The sequence below is a fragment of the Nonomuraea sp. NPDC052116 genome (assembly GCF_040680035.1).
GTDB classification, from domain to species: Bacteria; Actinomycetota; Actinomycetes; order Streptosporangiales; family Streptosporangiaceae; genus Nonomuraea; species Nonomuraea angiospora_A.
On record NZ_JBFAWA010000001.1, the window covers coordinates 302,470 to 321,397 of the forward strand.

An 18,928-nucleotide genomic window follows, 5' to 3' on the forward strand; every position below is an offset into this window, starting at 1 on the left:
TATGGCGAACCCCCACGTCAGCACCTCCGGCGGGGGTCCTAGGCCGCTCTCGGCAATTGGGCCTAGGGCGTGCGGGGCATGCGGGCCTCGATGCCGTCGAGGAGCAGCTCGAGACCGTACCGGAAGCGCTGCTCGCCGTCGTCGGCGACCAGGTCGTCCACGAACTTGGTCATGTGCGGGAACCGCGCCGCCGGCAGCGCCCGGTAGTAGCCGGCGATCTGCCCGATGAAGGACTCGAAGTACTCCTGCGGGTCGGTCATGCCGGCCGCGCGCATCCTGGCGAAGTGGACGGAGCCCTCGTACGCGTCGCCGACGATGTACAGGGAGATGCGGTCCATCGACAGGGACGCGTCCCTCGGCGACATGCCGGCCTCGATCAGCAGCCCGAAGACGAACTCGCCCATGCGGATCGAGTTCTCCCCCGTGGGGATGTTGGCCAGCGCCACCCGGGCCAGGTCGCTGTGCTTCGCCAGCACCCGGTGCACCTCCAGCATGTACTCCCGCAGTTGCTCCTTCCAGCGGCCCGGATCGCGCTCGGGCAGCCGGATCTCGCCGAGCACCCGGTTGTAGATCAGCTCCAGCAGCTCGTCCTTGTTCGCCACGTGCGCGTAGAGGGAGGCGGGCCCCGTGTCGAACTCCTGGGCCACGCGTCTCATGCTCAGTGCGTCGAACCCTTCCGCGTCGACGATCCGCAGCCCGGCCTCGACGATCAGGTCCTGGCTGAGCTGCCGCCTCAGCTGGGCCGGCTTGCGCGACTTACGCCACGGGGGGAGCGGGACGTCCTCGGTTGCCATACGAACACTGTACTTGACACGAACGATGTTCGCCACTAAAACAGTGTTCGTAGCGAACAGCGTTCGTTAATAGAACACCGTTTATAAGGAGCCCCCCATGACAGTCACCGCCTCAGCGGCGACGACCGAGACCCAGCCCTACCGCTGGCGCTGGGTCGCACTGTTCGTGATCCTGGCCGCCGAGGTCATGGATCTGCTCGACGCGCTCGTCACCACGATCGCCGCCCCCACGATCCAGAAGGAGCTGGGCGGCAGCGACAGCATCGTGCAGTGGCTCGGCGCCGGATACACCCTGGCCATGGCCGTCGGCCTGATCACCGGCGGGCGCCTCGGCGACCTGTTCGGCAGGAAGCGCATGTTCGTGATCGGCGCGCTGGGCTTCACCGCCGCCTCGCTGTTGTGCGGGGTCGCGATGAGCCCGGAGATGCTGATCGGGAGCCGGGTGCTGCAGGGCCTGTTCGGCGCCGTCATGCTCCCGCAGGGCCTGGGACTGATCAAGGAGATGTTCCCGCCGCAGGACCTGGGCAAGGCTTTCGGCATGTTCGGCCCGGTCATGACGATCTCGTCCGTGGGCGGTCCCGTGCTGGCCGGCTGGCTGGTCGACGCCGACTTCTTCGGCACGGGCTGGCGCATGATCTTCCTGATCAACCTGCCGCTCGGCCTGGCCGCCGCGCTGGCCGGCATGCGTTTCCTGCCCGAGTACCGCCTCTCGAACGCCACCAGGCTCGACCTCGTCGGCGTCCTCCTCGTCTCCCTGGCCTCGTTCCTGCTGATCTACCCGCTCATCCAGGGCCGCGAGCTGGGCTGGCCCGTGTGGACGTTCGTGTCCATGGCGGCCTCGATCGTGATGTTCGCGATCTTCGCCCGGTACGAGTCCCGCCGCGCCAGGTCCGGCAAGGACCCGCTGGTCACGCCCGGGCTCTTCCGTAAGCGCGCCTTCACCGGCGGTCTGGTCGCCGGCCTGGCCTTCTTCTCCGGCATGATGGGCCTCGGCCTCGTCTTCAACCTCTACACCCAGCTCGGCCTCGGCTTCACGCCGCTCGAGGCCGGTCTCACCGGGCTGCCGCAGGCGCTCGGCGGCGTCGTCGGCTTCGGGCTGGCGATGTCCGGCCTGCAGGAGAAGCTGGGCCGCGGCCTGCTGCAGATCGGCACCGCCGTCATGGCCGCGGGCGCGGCCGCGCTCGCCCTGACCATCCACCTGGCCGGGGTCGACGTCAGCGGCTGGCAGCTGGCTCCCAGCCTCGCCTTCGTCGGCATCGGCATGGGCCTGACCATGGCGCCGTTCTTCGACATCGTGCTCGCCGGCGTCGAGCCGCACGAGTCGGGGTCGGCCTCCGGCACCCTGACCGCGATCCAGCAGCTCGGCGGCGCGCTCGGCACCGCCGTGCTCGGGACGCTGTTCTTCAACCTGCTGGCGCGCCAGTGGAGCTTCGGCTCGTCGATGCAGGTCACCGTGTGGGTCGAGGTCGGGCTGCTGGCCCTGACGTTCGCCCTGTCCTACCTACTGCCGCGCAAGGCCAGGCCGGGCGAGGCCGGCCACTGACGCCCCGTGGCGGGGCGCACGGTGAACCGGCCGCATGACGGCTCACACCGCGAGGTGACGCTCGGCCCACTGCGCGATGTCGCGCCGCTCGATCGCGGCGGCCATCAGGTCGGGGAAGGCGTCGGGCGTGCACGCGAAGGCGGGCACGCCCATCGCGGCCAGCGCGGCGGCGTTCTCGTGGTCGTAGAACGGCGCGCCCTCGTCGGAGAGCGCCAGCAGCACGATCACCTGGACGCCGGCCTGCGTCATCGCGGCCACCCGGCGCAGCATCTCCTCCCTGACGCCGCCCTCGTAGAGATCGCTGATCAGGATGAAGATCGAATCGGTGGGCCGCGTGATGAGGCCCTGGCAGTAGGCGATGGCCCGGTTGATGTCGGTGCCGCCCCCGAGCTGGGTGCCGAACAGCAGCTCCACCGGGTCGTGCAGCTGGTCGGTGAGGTCCACCACCGCCGTGTCGAACACCACCAGGGACGTCTTGAGCGACCGCATCGAGGCCAGCACCGCCCCGAACACGCTCGAATAGACCACCGAGGCCGCCATCGACCCGCTCTGGTCGATGCAGAGCACCACCTCGCGCTGCACCGACCGCTGTCTGCGGGCGTAGCCGACGAGCCGCGAGGGGACGACGGTGTTCTTCTCCGGCAGGTAGTTCTTGAGATTGGCCCTGATCGTCCGGTCCCAGTCGATGTCGGCCACCCGTTTGGGGCGGTTCGTCCTGGCCGAACGGTCGAGCGCGCCGGTCACGGCGGCCCTGGTCTTCTGGGCCAGCCTGCGTTCGAGCTCGTCCACCACCTTGCGCACCACGGCCCTGGCCGACTCGCGGGCCTGGTCGGGCATGACGCGGTTGAGCGCGAGCAGCGTGCCGACGAGGTGCACGTCCGGCTCGACCGCCTCCAGCATCTCGGGCTCCAGGAGGAGCCTGGTGAGGTTGAGCTTCTCGATGGCGTCCCTCTGCATGACCTGGACGACCGTGGAGGGGAAGTACGTGCGGATGTCGCCGAGCCAGCGGGCCACCCGGGGCGCGGACGCGCCGAGCCCGCCCTCCCTGCCGCCCTGGTCGTAGACGGCCGACAGCGCGGCGTCCATCCGCGCGTCCAGGCCCTCCAGCCCGAGCCCGGTGCCGTCGGCGTCGCCGCCGCCCAGCACCAGCCGCCACCTGCGCAGGCGCTCGTCGTCGGTCATCCGTCGTCCTTTCCGAGGATCGCGAGCACGGTCGCCACGGCCGCCGCCGCGCGCCGCTCGTCCACGTCCTGCCGCCCTTCCCGCGCGCCGCTCCCGGCCGAGCGGACGCGCTCCCCGATCGCCCTGCGCTCGGGCGTGGCGAACCCGCCGAACGTACGGCGCAGCAGCGGCAGCACGTCGGTGAACTGATCGCCGGACAGCCCCGTGAGCCACCCGTCCACCAGGCTCAGCAGCCGCGGATCGTGCACCAGCAGCAGCCCGCCGCCCGCCAGGAACCCCTCGACCCACGCCGCCGCCCTGACCGGGACCTGCCCCCTGGACATCGCCCTGGCCATGCGGTCGCCCGCGTCGTCGAGCTCCCCCGCGTCCAGCAGGATCCTGGTGAGCCGCCCCTCGATGAGCCCGTGCAGGTCATGCCGGTCGCTGACGCCCCGCAGGGTGACCAGCCACCGGCAGCGCGGCGACACCTCGTCGCCGGTGCTCTCCGTTTCGAGGAGCGCGACGGCCGCGTGCACGGCGTCCACGTGTTTGAGCAGGCCGGCCGCCGCGTCGTCGTCCAGCCCGGTCACCGCCACCGGCAGCCCGACGCAGATCCGCTCCAGCATCGAACGGACGATCACCGCCAGCCCCTCGGCCGAGGTGCCGCGCACGTCGCCGTAGCGGTGGGCGCGCACCATCGCGGGCAGCGCCGCCATCAGGTGCGTCACGTCGGTGTCCAGCGCCGCCCTGGCCGACAGCGCCGCCAGCACCTCGGGCAGCGCCTGCGGCAGGTCGGCCAGCAGGCACTGCTCGACCAGCGAGGTCAGGTCCGCCAGGGCCGTCCGGTCCGTCGCGGCCAGGTCCCTGGCCCGCTGCGCCGCCGCCCCGGCCACGGTGGTGCCCAGCGCGGCCTGCTCGATGAGCGCCAGGTCGTGCTCGGGCCGCCACCGCAGCGTCCACGTCTCCCTGAACGTGCCCTTCCCGCGCGACTCGCCCAGCGCGCCCCAGTCGACGCCGAGCAGCCCGAGCCGGTGGAGCAGGTGGCTGCGGTCGAGGTCGAGCGGCTTGCGCAGGTCGAGGTCGATCTCGCGGTCGAGCGCCTCCGGCCTGAGCCGCAGCCGCCGCTGCTGATCGCGCAGGTCCCGCTGGAGCGGCACCATCGGGGTGCCGTCGGTGACCTGGCCGAGCCGGTCGCCGACGACCATGCGCCGCTGGATCAGCTCGACGGCCAGGTCGTCGCCCTCGCACAGCACGGCCCTGGCCGCCTCGGTGACCTCGCCGAGCCCGGCCAGGGGCCTGCCGCGCAGGGTGGCCAGAGTGTGCGCCAGGCGTACGGACTCGATGACGTGCGCGGACGACACGGCCAGCCCTTCGTCGCGCAGCACCGCGGCGGCCTCGGCCAGCCACCGCTCCACGGGCCGGTCGGGCGCGCCGAACAGGTGGTGGTACCAGCCGGGCGAGGTGATCCCCGCGCCGTAGCCGCTCCACGAGGCCAGCCGCCCGTACGTCCACGGCACCCACGTCAGCTCGGCCTTCACCTTGGGCAGCCCGCGCAGGGTCGCGTTGTCCCTGGCGGCGGGCGGGAGCGGGCCGGTCAGCGCCGGGACGTGCCAGGCCCCGCAGATCACCGCGATCCGCCCGTAGCCCTCCTTGAGGGCCGCGCGGAGGGTCTTGCGCATGTACGCCTCGCGCCTGGCCTCCCGCACGTCCGGCTCGTAGCCCTCGCGTACGGCGGCCATGGCCTCGGCGATCACCTCGAAGGGCGTGTCGCCGCGGTGCTCGACGACGTCCTCCCACCAGCGTTCGGGGTCGTCGTACCCGGCGGCCGCGGCCAGCGAGCCGATGGGGTCGGCCCGCAGGCCGGACGTTTCGGCCCGGTCTTCGTCCCCGGTCTCGCCCCGGTCCTCACCCTCGGTCTGGCCCCGATCTTCGTCCTCGGCCAGCGAATGGGCCGCAGGGAGGTCGCAGAAGCGCACCGGGACGCCGGCCTCGGTGCCGTAGAGGATGGCCTGCCATTCGGGCGAGAACGCGGCGAACGGCCAGAACGCGGCCCGCGCCGGCGCCCCCGGCACGTGGGCCAGCAGCGCGACGGGCGGCTCCAGCTCGGGCGCGAGCGTGACGATCGGGTCGGCCTCGGGCGGGCCCTCGATGAGGATGGCGTCGGGGCGCAGGCGTTCGAGCTCCTGCCGCACGGCCCGCGCGGAGCCCGGCCCGTGGTGCCGCACGCCGAGCACCGAGACGATCGGCCCGCCCGCGCCGCCGGGGACCGGGAGGGTGCTCATGCGTCCTCCTTCGTCGGCCGCATGAGCACTTCGCGGCTGTGTCCCATGGGTCGCTCGCTCATGACACCTCGCGGCAGGCGCGGTAGAAGTCGCGCCAGTCGGAACGCTCGCGTACCACCGTCTCGAGGTATTCGCGCCACACGACCCGGTCGGAGACCGGCTCCTGGACCACGGCTCCCACGATCCCGGCCGCCACGTCGGCGGGCCGCAGCACGCCGTCGCCGAAGTGGGCCGCCAGGGCGATGCCGCTGGTGAGCACCGAGATGGCCTCGGCCGTGGACAGGGTGCCGCTGGGCGACTTGACCTTGGTGCGCCCGTCCTCGGTGACGCCCGTGCGCAGCTCGCGGAACACCGTCACCACCCGCCGGATCTCGGCCAGCCCGGTCGTCGTCTCCGGCAGCTCCAGGGCGCGGCCGAGTTGGGTGACGCGGCGCGCGACGATGTCGACCTCCTCCTCGGCGGTGGCCGGGACCGGCAGCACGACCGTGTTGAACCGGCGGCGCAGGGCGCTGGACAGCTCGTTGACGCCGCGGTCGCGGTCGTTGGCCGTGGCGATCACGTTGAAGCCGCGCTCGGCCTGGACCTCGCGGTTGAGCTCGGGGATCGGCAGCGTCTTCTCCGACAGCACGGTGATCAGGGCGTCCTGCACGTCGGACGGCATGCGGGTGAGCTCCTCGACGCGGGCGACCCGGCCCTCGGCCATCGCGCGCATCACGGGCGACGGGGTCAGCGCCTCGATCGAGGGGCCCTCGGCCAGCAGCCTGGCGTAGTTCCAGCCGTAGCGGATGGCCTCCTCGGCGGTGCCCGCGGTGCCCTGCACGAGCAGCGTGGAGTCGCCGCTGATGGCGGCGGCCAGGTGTTCGGACAGCCAGGTCTTCGCCGTGCCGGGCACGCCGAGCAGCAGCAGCGCGCGGTCGGTGGCCAGCGTGGCGACGGCCACCTCGACGATGCGGCGCGCGCCCACGTATTTGGGGGTGATGCGGTCTCCGTCACCCAGGATGTACGTGGTCACGGCCCACGGGGAGAGCTTCCAGCCGGGCGGCCTGGGCCGGTCGTCGTCCTTGGCCAGGAAGGCCAGCTCCTCGGCGTACTGGTCTTCCGCGTGCGGACGCAGAACAGTCATGGGTGAAGCTCCTTGTACATGTCGGCACGGAAACGCAGCAGGGCGGCCACCTGCTGGACGGACTCCACGGGCGAGTAGCTCAGCGCCAGCGGGAACAGGGCCGGGTCGATGCGCTCGCCGGCCAGCTTGACCAGCTCGCCGAGGTTCCACGGCTGTGTGGTGGCCACCTTCACGATCTTGCGGAGGACGGCCGTGGCCAGGCCCTCGCGCCAGTGGGACGACACTCCGCCCAACACCATGATCAACTGGCTGTCCAAATCATGCTTTTTCACGAAATCGGCGGCAAGTTCCTGCTGCTCGTCGGGCGGCAGGGACTCCAGGAGGTCAGCGATCGGGTCCCACCCGAACATCGCCCGCGCCCACTCCGGATCCTTCTGCAGCACCGCGGCGCGCACCCAGGCGGCCTTCACCTCGGCGTCCCAGTCGGGGATCTTCATCTCGAGCAGCGCCGCGGGCGGGTGACCCCAGATCGACAGCGGGGCTCGGGCGAGGATCTGCTGCAGCCACCAGGCCCGCTCGCCGATGCCCCTGGGCGGCTTGGGACGGATGCCGTCGCGTTCCATGGCCTTGTCGCAGTCGTGGGGGGCCTCGACGGCGATGACCTTCCGGGAGATGGTCACGCAGGCCCGCGCCCTTTCGGCCATGCGCTGGGACATGCGCGAGCCGGGCAGGCGGGTGAGGAGGTTGGCGGCGGCCTGGCGCACCTCCCGTCGGCGGTCGTCGAGCGCGCTCTCCAGGAACGGCTCGTCCTCCATGCTCAGCCCGTCGGCCAGCACCTCCACGAACTCGGCCCGGTCGTCGGGCGTCTCACGCTCCCACGTGCTCTCCAGCAGCCGCCTGGCCTGCTCGGGATCGGCCGTCCTGAGCGTGCGCAGGTGCGCCCGCCGGTCCGCGGCGCCGCCCAGCTCCCACGTCTCCCCGGTCGGCTCCTCGAGGAGGTAGTCCCAGGCGGGATTGAGCCCGGCCAGCCACCGGCCCCGTTGCCCGGCCAGGACCCCCAGGTGCACCCGGATCGAGCGGTCCCGCCGTCCTTTCTCCAGGAGCTCGGGCAGCACGTACGGCGGCACCCTCCGGCCGGTGGCGGCGGCCGCGGCCAGCCATTCGGGCAACAGCCGCTCGTGCTCGCCGCCCATGATCCGCACCAGCCGCTCCGCCGCCCGCCTCCCCACAGCCACCCGCTCCTCAGCAGGAGCCGCCTGGGCTTCGAGGGACCCTTCGGAAGCCCCGGCCGTCTGCTCCCGCCGATCGGCCCCGCTGGGCACGTGTTCCTGTGGCCCGGCGCCGGGCACCTGCTCCGGCGGCCCGGCCGCGCCGGTCTTGCGGCCCGCTCTTCTCCGCGCCACCTCCACGGCGGCGTCATCGAGCAGATCGCCCTGGTGCGGCCTGCGATCGGTCCCCACGAGCGCCGTCGAGGCCAGCTCCTCCCAGCCCGTCACAGGATCACCGCCGTTCCTTCGTCGTCCCAGGTGGTCAGGGGCCGCAGCCCGCGCGGCGTCCATTCGACGGCCACGGTGACCGGACGCCCTCCGGAGACGGCGATCAACCGCCAGGGGTCGCGGGCCGCGCGATGCAGCGGCAGGCCGCCGATCGAGTCGCGCCCCGGGACCACCCCGGCCAGCACAAGCGGCCACGACTCGGTCCACGGATCCTCGCCCAGCACCCCGGCCACCTCGTCCAGCGCCTGCTCCGGCGACACCCCAGGCGGCGTCCCCGCGCCCGCGCCACCCGCACCACCCGCGCCACCCGCACCGCCCGCGCCGCCCGCGCCGCCCGCGCCGCCCGCACCGGAGCCGTACCGGGCGGCATCGTCAGCGCCGGAGCCGCCTTGGGCTGCGCCACCCGCACCGGAGCCGTACCGGGCAGCGTCGTCCGCTCCCGAGGCGGGCCACGCGGCGCCACCCGCGCCGGGGCCGTACCGCATGGCGCCGCCCGCGCCGAGGTCGTGCCGGGTGGCGACGAGCGCGCGCAAGGGGGCGGCGCCCGGGTAGTACGTGAGATCGGCCTCGATCGTCGTCCCCGTGACCAGGGAGGCGTCCAGCGGCTGCCCCTGCGGTGCGAACGAGAGCACCAGAGCCGCCCGCCCGCTGCGCCGCCCCCGCAGCCAGACGCGCCGGGAGGTCAGCCGGTCCTGCTCCTCGTCCCGCCTGCCCAGCACGTCCCACTGGTCGCGCACCGCGGCCCCGGCCAGCACCTCCTCCTTGGCGACCGGAAAACCGACCCGGCTCAGCACGGTCTCGGCCAGCGCCCCGGGCAGCTCCGCCCGCCGGCGGTAGGCGACGGCGAGCAGGTGGATCAGCGCGTATTCCTCCAGCAGCCGCCCCGGCCAGTCGTCGTCCGCCCGGACCCGGACCAGCCTGGAGACGACCCCCGCCACGCCGGGCGCCTGGGCGTCGATGAGCCGCTTGGCCAGCCCTTCCCATTCGTGCTCGGCGGCCCCCGCCAGCCCCTGCCGCACCTGGTCGTCGAGCCACCGCTCCAGCTCGCTCAGCCCGGCGGCGACGCGCCCGTGGCGGACGGACTCCGCGCCCGACCGCGACGATCCACCGGACCGCCCGGCGCCGTGAGCCCCACCGTCGGGAGCCCCGCCGTCGGCCTCGCCCGAGGACACCTCGGCGGCCTTCTTCGCCCGCGCCTCCTCGATCTTGGCCGCTTCCTTGGCGACGCGCTCGGCCCGTGCCTCCACCCACTCGGTCACCCACTGCGGCGCGCCCTGCTCGACGGGCACCCCGTCGGCCGCCCACATGAGCAGCAGCCCGAGCGCGTGCTTGCACGGGAACTTCCGGCTCGGGCAGCTGCACCGGTAGGCGGGCTCGGTCAGATCGACGCAGGCGAGGTAGGGCCTGGCGCCGCTGCCCTCGCACTCGCCGTACACGACCGTGCCCGTCGTGCCGCACGCCGACCATTTCCCGGGCGCCGCCACCTTCTGCGCAGCCGACCGCGACGCCGCGTCCGGGGCCAGGGCGAGCACCTGATCACGGCTCCACCGTTCGATCACCTGCCGCAGACTAGCCACCTCCACCGACATTTCGCGCCCCGTCGGCGAGATGCCCATCGACCGGAAAGGAACCACCCATCTTGTCCCGATTTATCGGCATAAACTCTCCAAGATGGAGCTGCGAACCTACCCCGAAGGCCCGTCCATCCAGGTGCCCGACGAGGCGGCGGCCCTGGCCAGCCCGCTCGACGGGCAGCTCGTCCTGGACGGGAACCTCTTCCTGCGCAGGGACGTGACGGGCGCACCCGTGGCGTTCGTCGAGCGCCCGCCCGTCGCGGCGGCCCTCGACCTGCTCCCCCACCCCGAAGGCGGCTGGTTCAGGGAGACGTGGAGATCGTCCGTGACCTTCCACCCGGACGGTTACCCCGGGCCACGGGCCAGCGCCACGGGCATCTACTTCCTGCTGCAGCCGGGCGAGGAGTCGGTGCCGCACGTGGTCAGGTCGGACGAGGTCTGGCTGTGGCACCGCGGCGGCCCGCTGAGCCTGACGATCGGCGACTCCGTGGTCACGCTGGGGGCCGACGTGGAGAAGGGTCAGGTGCCCCAGGCGATCGTGCCCGGCGGCGTGTGGCAGTCGGCCCGCCCGGCCTCCGACGAGGCGGTACTGGTGAGCTGCGTCGTGTCCCCAGGCTTCGATTTCGCCGACTTCACGGCCTAGCCGCGTTTTCGCACGTCACTGCGGCCGATCGAAGATCTAGAGCGCTGCCCCCTGATTTGCGCCATGGGGTAGGCCCTTCTTTCGAAACTTCATACGGTAGAGAGTCGAGTGCCGGATACTGATCCGCGTGGCTGTGACGCTGCGGATCAACAGCAAGATCGCCTTTCAGTGCGCGTTCCATGTGGCGTGGCGCCCCAAGTACCGACGCCGCGTACTGGACGGCCGGGTCGAGGAGCGGTTCAAGCAGCTATTCGTGAGGTGATCGAGGAGAAGGGGGCATGGCTGGTGGAATTCGACGTCGTGCCCGACCATGTGCACCTGCTGGTCGAGGTAGACCCATGCTGACCGGCCGCAAATACCTCCTGGACCTGACGCCCGAGCAAGCCGCCTTCGCCGAGCGGATCAGCGGGGCCTGCCGGGCGGTGTGGAACACCGCCTTGGAGCAGCGTCGTACCTACCGGCGGCGGGAGGCGTTCATCGGCTACCACGAGCAGGCCCGCCAGCTTGTGGAGGCCAAGCGCGAGCCGGAGCTGGAATGGTTGGCCGAGGTTCCTGGCCACTGCCTGCAACAGACGCTCATCGACCTGGATGCCGCATGTACTCGGCATGGGACTTGGAGGGTGCACTGGAAGTCCAAAACGCGTACCCGCCCGTCGTTCCGGTTCCCTGAGGGCGGAAAGATCACGGTGGAGCGGCTCAACCGGCGCTGGGCACGTGTCAAGCTGCCCAAGCTGGGCTGGGTTCGCTTGCGGTGGACCCGGCCGCTGGGCGGGGCGGTCAAGAACGCTACCGTGCTGTGTGAGGGCCAGCGGTGGTTCGTCAGCTTCCTGGTCGACGACGGTATCCAAACTCCCGTCCGGCACGCCATACCCGAGACCGCCATCGGGGTGGACCGCGGCGTAGCGAAGATCGTGACCACCAGCCAGGGGCGGTTTCATCACAAGGTGTTCGCGACTGGCCGTGAGATAGAACACGCCGCCAAGCTGCAGCGGGACTGGGCCCGCACCCGCAAGGGGTCCAATCGCCGCCGTCGCGCCGCGCGCCGGGTGGAGGCGTTCGCCGCGAAGATCCGCAGGCGGCGGGCAGCCTTCGCCGCCAAGACCGCCCATATGCTGACCCTCGACCACGACCTGATCGTGTTCGAGGCGCTCAAGACCAAGAACATGACCGCGACGGTTGCGCCTAAGCCGGACCCCGAACGGCCCGGGGCGTTCCTGCCCAACAAGGCCGCTGCCAAGTCCGGACTGAATCGGGCCATCTTGGATAAGGGGTGGCATCGGATCGAACTAGCCGTCCGGTCCAAGGCCCGGTACACGGGCACCTCTGTGATTACTGTAAACCCGGTGAACACGTCCATCACGTGCCATGAGTGCAAGCATGTGGAAGCGAAGTCCCGCAAGAGCCAAGCGGTCTTCGTCTGCGCCTCGTGCGGGCACCGTGACCATGCGGACGTGAACGCCGCCAAGAACATACTCACCGCTGGGAGGGCGGAGCTCGCGCAGGCCAGACCGGCAGCGCGGGTTGGGGCGCGCAAACCACGCAGCCGCGTGGGCCGGAAGGCGAACCGTCAAGCAACAGCAGTGCAGGACCTCGCTACGGCAAGTCCCGGACTGGCTGGAATCTCCCGGCATTAGCCGTGGGGAGCGCTTCAACAAGGAGAGACGCATGGTCCACAAAGCCGTCATCCCCGTGGCCGGACTCGGCTCGCGGCTGCTGCCGCTGACCAGGGCGCTGCCCAAGGAGATGCTGCCGATCGGCGACAAGCCCGTCATCGAGCACACCATCCGGGAGCTCGTGGACTCCGGCATCGACGAGATCACCATCGTCACCTCGTCCCGCAAGGACCTCATCCAGCGGCACTTCGCGCCCGACGCCGACCTCGAGCTCCAGCTCCGCGCCGCGGGCAAGGACGACCTGGCCGACGCGGTGGCGGAGCTGTCGTCGCTGGCCCACATCACGTACCTGTACCAGAACGGCCCCTACGGCAACGGCACGCCCGTGCTCAACGCCGCCCGCGTCATCGGCGACGAGCCGTTCATGGTGTTGTGGGCCGATGACGTGTTCGTGGCCGAGGTGCCCAGGGCCAAGCAGCTCAAGGCCGCGTACGACGCCACCCACGCCCCCGTGCTGGCCCTGATGCCGATGGCCGTCGAGGACGCCTCGCGGTACGGCGTGCCGATCGTCAAGGAGGATCTCGGCGGCGGCCGCCTGCTGATCTCCGGGCTGGTGGAGAAGCCGTCCCCCGAGCAGGCCCCCTCCCGGTACGCCGCCATCGGCGGATATGTCGTCACCCCGGGCGTCGTCGAGGAGCTCCACGAGCAGACGCGCAGGTGGCACGAGAACCCGCAGGGCGAGATCTACCTCACCGACGCCCTGCACCGGCACGCCGCGGACCACCCGGTGTACGGGCAGGTGATCGACGGCACCTGGTGGGACACGGGCTCGCCGCTCAACTACCTCAAGGCCCAGTTCGCCGCCGCGCTGGCGCACCCGAGGTTCGGGCCGGAGCTGCGCAAACTCGCCCAGGAGAGCGGCTGACGTCTTGGGTTTTTTCCGGTTGGGCTTTTTCCTGGCGAGATGATTGTCTGACCGAAGGAACTACGAGGAGGACACCGGTGAGCCGTCAGATCGTTTCCATCGTGGGTGGCAAGGAGACGGGAAGCGCCACCACGTACCCGTCGACCAACCCGGCGCGCCCCGGCGAGGTCGTGGCCCACGTCGGGCTGGCCGACGCCGGCACGTTCGCGGCCGCCTGCCGCACCGCCAAGGAGGCCCACCGCGAGTGGGCCAAGGTGCCGGCGCCGGTGCGCGGCCGGGTGATCGCCTCCATCGGCCGGCTGGTCGAGGCCAACGCCGAGCGGCTGGCCCACCTGGTGACGGAGGAGATCGGCAAGCCGTACGCGGAGGCCCTCGGCGAGGTGCGGGAGATCGTCGACACGTGCGACTTCTTCCTGGGCGAGGGCCGCAGGCTGTACGGGCAGACGGTCCCGTCGGAGATGCCGGCCAAGAACCTGTTCACGTTCCGCAACCCGATCGGCGTGGCGGCGGTCGTCACCGCGGGCAACTTCCCGGTCGCCGTCCCCTCGTGGTACCTGGTCCCGGCGCTGCTCTGCGGCAACGCCGTCGTCTGGAAGCCCGCCGAGTACGCCGCCGCCTCCGCGCACGCCATGTACCGGCTCTTCGTGGCCGCCGGGCTGCCCGACGGCGTGCTGAACATCGTGTTCGCCGACGGCGCCGCGACGTACGAGGGCCTGGAGCAGGCGCTCAGTGAGGGGAGCGTGCAGAAGGTCGGGTTCACCGGCTCCAGCGAGGTGGGCCGGAAGATCGGCGAGCTGACCGGGCGGCACCTGCAGTCGGCCTGCCTGGAGCTGGGCGGCAAGAACCCGATGGTGATCATGCCGGACGCCGACCTCGACCTGGCCGTGGAGGGCGCGCTGTTCTCCGGCTTCGGTACGGCCGGTCAGCGCTGCACCAGCCTGGGCACGGTGATCGTGCACGAGAGCGTGCACGACGAGTTCGTGGAGCGGTTCGCGCGGGCCGTGGGCGAGGCCAGGATCGGCGACCCCGAGGAGGACGTGCTGGCGGGCCCGCTGCTCGACCAGAAGTTCGCAGATCGGTACGAGGAGTACCTGACCTGGATCCAGCCCCACCACCAGGTCGTGTCCGGAAATATCGGGAAAATTACGGGGGACAACCCGCGCCATGACTTCGACGGCGGTCAGGGCCTCTATTATCACCCGGTGGTCGTCGACGGCGTCCGGCCCACCGACCGCCTGTTCCTGGAGGAGACGTTCGGCCCGATCGTCGGCGTCACCACCTTCAGCACCCTCGACGAGGCCATCGAGCTGGCCAACCTGCCCGGCTACGGCCTGTCGAGCTCCATCTACACCACCGACCCGCAGCACGCCTTCCGCTTCCGCGAGGGCATCTCGGCGGGCATGGTCAGCGTCAACAACTCGACCTCGGGCGCCGAGGCCCACCTCCCGTTCGGCGGCAACGGCAAGTCCGGCAACGGCAGCCGCCAGTCCGGCATGTGGGTGCTCGACCAGTTCACCCGCTGGCAGGCGATGAACTGGGACCATTCGGGCCGCCTGCAGAAGGCCCAGATGGACGTCGCCGAGATCGAGCCCGACCTGGCCTTCCGCCTGCCGTGATCAAACGCGAGAACGGGCCCCTCGGAGGCGAGGGGCCCGTTCTTCGTCGCTTGCGGGCGGGTCAGACCTGGCCGGCCTTCGCCAGGGCCGAGCAGCAGGTGTTCACCAGCAGGCGGGTGACCACGTACGGGTCGACGTTGGCGTTCGGGCGACGGTCCTCGATGTAGCCCTTCTTCTCCACCTCGACCTGCCACGGGATGCGCACGGACGCGCCGCGGTTGGACACGCCGTAGCTGTACTTGTTCCACGGGGCGGTCTCGTGGGCGCCGGTCAGGCGGCTCTCGACGCCCGCGCCGTACTGCGTGATGTGCTCCATCGGCTTGTCGCCCTCACCGAGCGCCTCGCAGGCGGTGATGATGGCGTCGTAGCCCTCGCGCATGGCCTTGGTCGAGAAGTTGGTGTGCGCGCCGGCGCCGTTCCAGTCGCCGCGGGCGGGCTTGGCGTCGAGGGTGGCCTCGACGCCGAACTCCTCGGCGGTCCGGTAGAGCAGCCAGCGGGCCACCCACAGGTGGTCGGCGACCTCGAGCGGGCCCGCCGGGCCCACCTGGAACTCCCACTGGCCGGGCATGACCTCGGCGTTGATGCCGGAGATCGCCAGACCGGCGGCGAGGCAGCGGTCGAGGTGGAGCTCGACGATCTCGCGACCGAAGATGGCGTCGGCGCCGACACCGCAGTAGTACGGGCCCTGCGGGGCGGGGAAGCCGCCCTCGGGGAAGCCGAGCGGGCGGCTGCCCTTGAAGAAGGTGTACTCCTGCTCGATGCCGAACCAGGACTCCTGAGCGGCGTACCTCTCGGCGATCGGGCGGAGCAGGGCGCGGGTGTTGCTGACGTGCGCGTCGCCGTTGATCTCCTCGACCTCGGAGAGGACCAGGACGTTGTCACCGCCGCGAATCGGGTCGGGGCAGACGAACACCGGGCGGAGCACGCGGTCCGACGAGTGGCCCTCGGCCTGGTTGGTGCTGGAGCCGTCGAAGCCCCAGACCGGCGGCTCGGCCCCGTCGGCGAGGATCCTCGTCTTCGAGCGCAGCAGAGCCGTGGGCTCGGTGCCGTCGATCCAGATGTACTCAGCCTTGTAGCTCACGGCGGTCCTTTTCTTCACGGTGTTCACAGCCACGCCGAGTCTTACGGACGGCCGTTTCCCGGTTTTTGCCCGAATGTGAACGCCGTGTTAATCAGGCAACCCAAAGGTAAAAGATGGCGTGGCGCCGAGGGCGCCACGCCATGCGGTCAGAGACGTCGTGTCAGGTGCGGCCCTCCGTCCCGTTCCCGTCGTAGCCGAGCAGCCGCATCGCCGTGTCGGGATCCATCGCCGCCGCCAGGAGCTGGGCGCGGGCGTGGGCCTGGTCGCGTTCGCGTTCGGCCTTGGCCTGCGCGGCTCGTACCCCCTTGATCGCGACGAGCGCGAGCCCGGCGCCCACGATCACCGCGACCACCACGACGAACAGCAGGAGCAGCAACCCCGGCGAGGCCACGGTCGAGGTGGCCGCGTTCGTGCCGACGCCCGCCACCGTGCCCGTCACCGCGAGCGCCGCGATGATGGACAGCGCCACGAGCCCGAGCAGGCTGGCGACGACCAGCCAGACCCGGCCCGCGCGCCGCGGCGCCGGCGGCGGGACCGCGGCGGCGGCCGGTGTCCCCACCACGACGGGCACGGGCGAGGGAGACGGCGAGGCCGCCGCCCACGGCACGAACTCGGGGCGTTCGGCCGCCTCTCCGTTCACCTCGTGCGTGATGAGGGGCGGAGCCTGGATCACCGAGGGCTGCGCCGCCAGGGATGCCGGCTGGACGGCCGACACGCCGGGACCGCCGTGGGCGACCGGCTGCAGCTCGACCGGCTCCTCCACCGGCCCGGGAAGGTCCCGCTCGATGTGGCTGTGCTCCTTGTGCGCCCTGGCCGCGTCGCGGTGGTAGTCCTCCAGCTCCTGGCAGAGCTCGTCGGAGGCGTAGATCGTGCCGTCGATGAGCGGCCCGGGCTCCCGGCGGATGATGGCCACCACGTCGTCGCCGTTGAGCGTCTTGTGCGTCTCCAGCGCGTGCGCCACGCAGAGCACCTCCCTGCGGTGCTCCTGCAGCAGCTCCTCGGTCTTCTCCAGCAGCCGCACCAGGTTGAACTCGATCCGCTCCCCCAGCACGTCGGGGGTCAGGTCGGGCTGGTTCCTGGCGGGCTCCCGCTCGGTGATGCCGATCGTGCCGCCGGCACCCGGACGGGCCTTGCGCATGGCCTTGCCGCCCATGATCTCCAGCTCCTGGAGAGCCGGCAGCGAGGTGACGCCGGAGCCCATCCCCCAGTACGACTCCATCATGGCGGTCAGGTACGTGGCCGAGTACAGGTCGCCGGAGACGCCGGAGGAGTTGTCCTCCCCGAAGAACATCCGCTCGCCGGCCAGCGAGGCCAGGGAGACCATGATGTCGGCCTCGTGCTCGGACTTCCACCGGGTGAACTGGTCCTCGGGCTTGATCGAGGCGACCATGCCCAGGTAGTCGGCGCCCTTCTCGATGGTGGCGATGTCGATCTCGAGGTGGAAGCGGGTCACGTACGCCACGACGGCGTGGCAGGCCTCGTGCACGGCCACGGCGTGCCGCTCGCGCTCGATGTACTCGACGTCCTCGGGCGGGCCGAGCTGCTTGAGCCGCTTGGCCCGCAGCACGTCCGACCAGGTGATGATCTCGCGGCTGTCCCTGATGGCGGTGATCAGCGACTCGTTGACCAGGTCCTTGATCGTGGCGCCGGTGGCGTACGGGGTGATCGTGGCCAGCTTGTCGATCTGCTCGGGGGTGAGCTCGTGCCACACCTTGTCGAAATAGCCCTGGTACGTGCGGACCCGCCCGGCCTTGGACGGGTAGCCGACCTTGTAGATGCGGTCGATACGGCCCGGCCGCAGCAGCGCCTCGTCGAGCGCGTCGGGCCGGTTGGTGGCCATCATGACGAGGATGCGGTACTTGGGCGGCGGCTTGGGCCGCATGCCGAGCAGCCGGCGGACGAGCCGGTTGAAGAACCCGCGCGGCTTCTTGAGCCCGGACAGCTCGGTGAGCAGCGCCTGCAGCGTGCCCGGGTCGCCCGAGCCGTTCATGCCGCCGCCCATGAAGAAGCGGTTGCGCCGCCCCGGCTCGTCGGGCGACTCGCGCCCGGCCCGGAAGGCCAGCACCTGGCGGGTCTCCTCGGACAGGTAGTTGAGCCCGTGGCAGCCGTTGGCGCCGGACAGGCCGGAGAAGCCGCCCTGTCCGGGCGGGCCCTGCTGGGCGAGGCGGCCGCGCTTGCCGAGCGAGTCGGCCTCGTCGAAGAAGACGATCACGCCGCCGTACCGGAGCGCCAGCTTGCGCAGCTTCCTGAACAGCCCCTTGACCTTGAGGATGCCGACGCCCATGAACATGTTCGTGAACGCGCCCGGATCCACGAACACGTACGGCTTGCCGGTCTCACCCGCGACGGCCTCGGCCATGAGGGTCTTGCCGGTGCCCGGCGGCCCCCACAACAGCAGGCCGCTGGGGACGTACCCGCCGCGCCGCTCGATCTCGTCGGGGCGCTCGAGGAAGACGATGTTCTCCCGGACGCGCTCGACCACGTGGTCCTGGCCCCACACGTCGTGGAAGCGGGTCTTGATGTCGTCGGGGAAGTACGTCTCCACGCCGCCCCTGGACAGGAACCAGAACAGGCCCACGAACTGGATGATGACCACGAAGAACAGGAAGACGATCTGGATCAGGAACGGCATCGCGTTCCAGAGCAGCGCCGGCGCCTGCATCACCGCCACGAACGGGCTGACGTCCAGCACCGCCCCCAGCACCAGGGCCGTCAGCACCACGAAGAAGGTGACCTTGAGCGCCCGCGAGAGCCGGTACCTCGTCCAGTCGTCGAAGCGCCGGTGCGTCCAGCGCTCGAAGCCGCCGAACACCCGGTGGCTCCAGAAGCGGTGGTAGGCCGACCAGTGCTCGCTGACCAGGAAGTGGAGTTGCCGCGCGACCTCGACGCCGAGCAGCCAGAAGATCCATGGGTATTCGTAGGCGATCCTCTGGGCGGCCTCGGGGAACAGGACGACGCCCTGCCAGTCGGCCATCACCTTCCACGTGAGGATGAGGTAGGCCACCACCAGGGCGATGAGGAATTTGCTCCGGTCCCAGAACTGCATCTTCTTTCTGGTCACGGATTCGGGGTCGGAGGGCCCGCTGCCGGGGGCACGCAGCCCTTCATGGTGATTGGTCGTGGTCAATGGTGCTCCC

At 71.1% G+C, this 18,928-nt stretch carries 13 protein-coding genes and 1 pseudogene; 6 read left to right on the forward strand and 8 right to left on the reverse strand.

What is annotated here, in order from left to right:
- Nucleotides 1-62 precede the first annotated feature (62 nt).
- Nucleotides 63-794: a TetR/AcrR family transcriptional regulator gene (locus AB0L65_RS01330; protein WP_364239309.1), complete on the reverse strand. Its 732-nt coding sequence runs from the start codon at nt 792-794 to the stop codon at nt 63-65.
- 97 nt (nt 795-891) lie between these two features.
- On the opposite strand from AB0L65_RS01330, the gene AB0L65_RS01335 reads away from it, so the two are divergent.
- Entirely contained in the window at nt 892-2,337 is a 1,446-nt protein-coding gene (locus AB0L65_RS01335; protein ID WP_364239311.1) for an MFS transporter, read from the forward strand.
- A gap of 42 nt (nt 2,338-2,379) precedes the next feature.
- On the opposite strand, the gene AB0L65_RS01340 is transcribed toward AB0L65_RS01335, so the two are convergent.
- The 5 genes from AB0L65_RS01340 to AB0L65_RS01360 are packed head-to-tail and all read right to left on the reverse strand — an operon-like array spanning nt 2,380 to nt 9,898.
- On the reverse strand, nt 2,380-3,519 hold the full coding sequence (locus AB0L65_RS01340; RefSeq protein WP_364239313.1) for a VWA domain-containing protein: 1,140 nt from the start codon (nt 3,517-3,519) through the stop codon (nt 2,380-2,382).
- Nucleotides 3,516-5,780: a DUF5682 family protein gene (locus tag AB0L65_RS01345; RefSeq protein WP_364239314.1), complete on the reverse strand. Its 2,265-nt coding sequence runs from the start codon at nt 5,778-5,780 to the stop codon at nt 3,516-3,518. The genes AB0L65_RS01340 and AB0L65_RS01345 overlap by 4 nt, the downstream gene beginning before the upstream one ends.
- Nucleotides 5,781-5,838: 58 nt before the next feature.
- Nucleotides 5,839-6,903: an AAA family ATPase gene (locus AB0L65_RS01350; protein WP_364239316.1), complete on the reverse strand. Its 1,065-nt coding sequence runs from the start codon at nt 6,901-6,903 to the stop codon at nt 5,839-5,841.
- A complete protein-coding gene (locus AB0L65_RS01355; RefSeq protein WP_364239317.1) occupies nt 6,900-8,339 on the reverse strand; it encodes a DUF5691 domain-containing protein in 1,440 nt (479 codons plus the stop codon). The genes AB0L65_RS01350 and AB0L65_RS01355 overlap by 4 nt, the downstream gene beginning before the upstream one ends.
- Nucleotides 8,336-9,898 carry an SWIM zinc finger family protein gene (locus tag AB0L65_RS01360; protein WP_364239318.1) on the reverse strand — a complete coding sequence of 521 codons (1,563 nt, stop codon included), beginning with the start codon at nt 9,896-9,898 and terminating at the stop codon, nt 8,336-8,338. Before AB0L65_RS01360 ends, AB0L65_RS01355 begins: the two co-directional genes overlap by 4 nt.
- Nucleotides 9,899-10,010: 112 nt before the next feature.
- On the opposite strand from AB0L65_RS01360, the gene AB0L65_RS01365 reads away from it, so the two are divergent.
- From AB0L65_RS01365 to AB0L65_RS01385, 5 genes and pseudogenes are all read left to right on the forward strand, one after another.
- Nucleotides 10,011-10,556, forward strand: coding sequence for a cupin domain-containing protein (locus AB0L65_RS01365; protein WP_364239320.1), 546 nt, complete (start codon nt 10,011-10,013; stop codon nt 10,554-10,556).
- Between the two features lie 127 nt (nt 10,557-10,683).
- Nucleotides 10,684-10,895: pseudogene (tnpA, locus tag AB0L65_RS01370) on the forward strand (IS200/IS605 family transposase); the annotation flags it as partial.
- Nucleotides 10,895-12,190, forward strand: a complete 1,296-nt coding sequence (locus tag AB0L65_RS01375; RefSeq protein ID WP_364239321.1) for a transposase — start codon at nt 10,895-10,897, stop codon at nt 12,188-12,190. The pseudogene tnpA and the gene AB0L65_RS01375, both read left to right, overlap by 1 nt.
- A gap of 31 nt (nt 12,191-12,221) precedes the next feature.
- Nucleotides 12,222-13,094 (forward strand): UTP--glucose-1-phosphate uridylyltransferase, encoded by an 873-nt coding sequence (locus AB0L65_RS01380; protein WP_357731356.1) that lies wholly within the window; start codon nt 12,222-12,224, stop codon nt 13,092-13,094.
- Between the two features lie 77 nt (nt 13,095-13,171).
- Complete coding sequence (locus AB0L65_RS01385; protein WP_364239323.1) at nt 13,172-14,710, forward strand: aldehyde dehydrogenase family protein; 1,539 nt, start codon at nt 13,172-13,174, stop codon at nt 14,708-14,710.
- A gap of 61 nt (nt 14,711-14,771) precedes the next feature.
- Here the strand turns inward: AB0L65_RS01385 and glnII are convergent, their stop codons facing one another.
- Nucleotides 14,772-15,791: a glutamine synthetase gene (glnII, locus tag AB0L65_RS01390; protein ID WP_364239324.1), complete on the reverse strand. Its 1,020-nt coding sequence runs from the start codon at nt 15,789-15,791 to the stop codon at nt 14,772-14,774.
- Nucleotides 15,792-15,951: 160 nt separating this feature from the next.
- Nucleotides 15,952-18,918, reverse strand: a complete 2,967-nt coding sequence (locus tag AB0L65_RS01395; protein WP_364239326.1) for an AAA family ATPase — start codon at nt 18,916-18,918, stop codon at nt 15,952-15,954.
- Nucleotides 18,919-18,928 lie beyond the last annotated feature (10 nt).

What these genes read in the sequence shown, in the direction of transcription:
- AB0L65_RS01375 (WP_364239321.1), top strand. Translation starts at nt 10,895, where the DNA reads ATGCTGACCGGCCGCAAATACCTCCTGGACCTGACGCCCGAGCAAGCC.
- AB0L65_RS01345 (WP_364239314.1), bottom strand. Translation starts at nt 5,780, where the DNA reads ATGAGCACCCTCCCGGTCCCCGGCGGCGCGGGCGGGCCGATCGTCTCG.
- AB0L65_RS01335 (WP_364239311.1), top strand. Translation starts at nt 892, where the DNA reads ATGACAGTCACCGCCTCAGCGGCGACGACCGAGACCCAGCCCTACCGC.
- AB0L65_RS01340 (WP_364239313.1), bottom strand. Translation starts at nt 3,519, where the DNA reads ATGACCGACGACGAGCGCCTGCGCAGGTGGCGGCTGGTGCTGGGCGGC.
- AB0L65_RS01350 (WP_364239316.1), bottom strand. Translation starts at nt 6,903, where the DNA reads ATGACTGTTCTGCGTCCGCACGCGGAAGACCAGTACGCCGAGGAGCTG.
- AB0L65_RS01380 (WP_357731356.1), top strand. Translation starts at nt 12,222, where the DNA reads ATGGTCCACAAAGCCGTCATCCCCGTGGCCGGACTCGGCTCGCGGCTG.
- AB0L65_RS01330 (WP_364239309.1), bottom strand. Translation starts at nt 794, where the DNA reads ATGGCAACCGAGGACGTCCCGCTCCCCCCGTGGCGTAAGTCGCGCAAG.
- AB0L65_RS01365 (WP_364239320.1), top strand. Translation starts at nt 10,011, where the DNA reads ATGGAGCTGCGAACCTACCCCGAAGGCCCGTCCATCCAGGTGCCCGAC.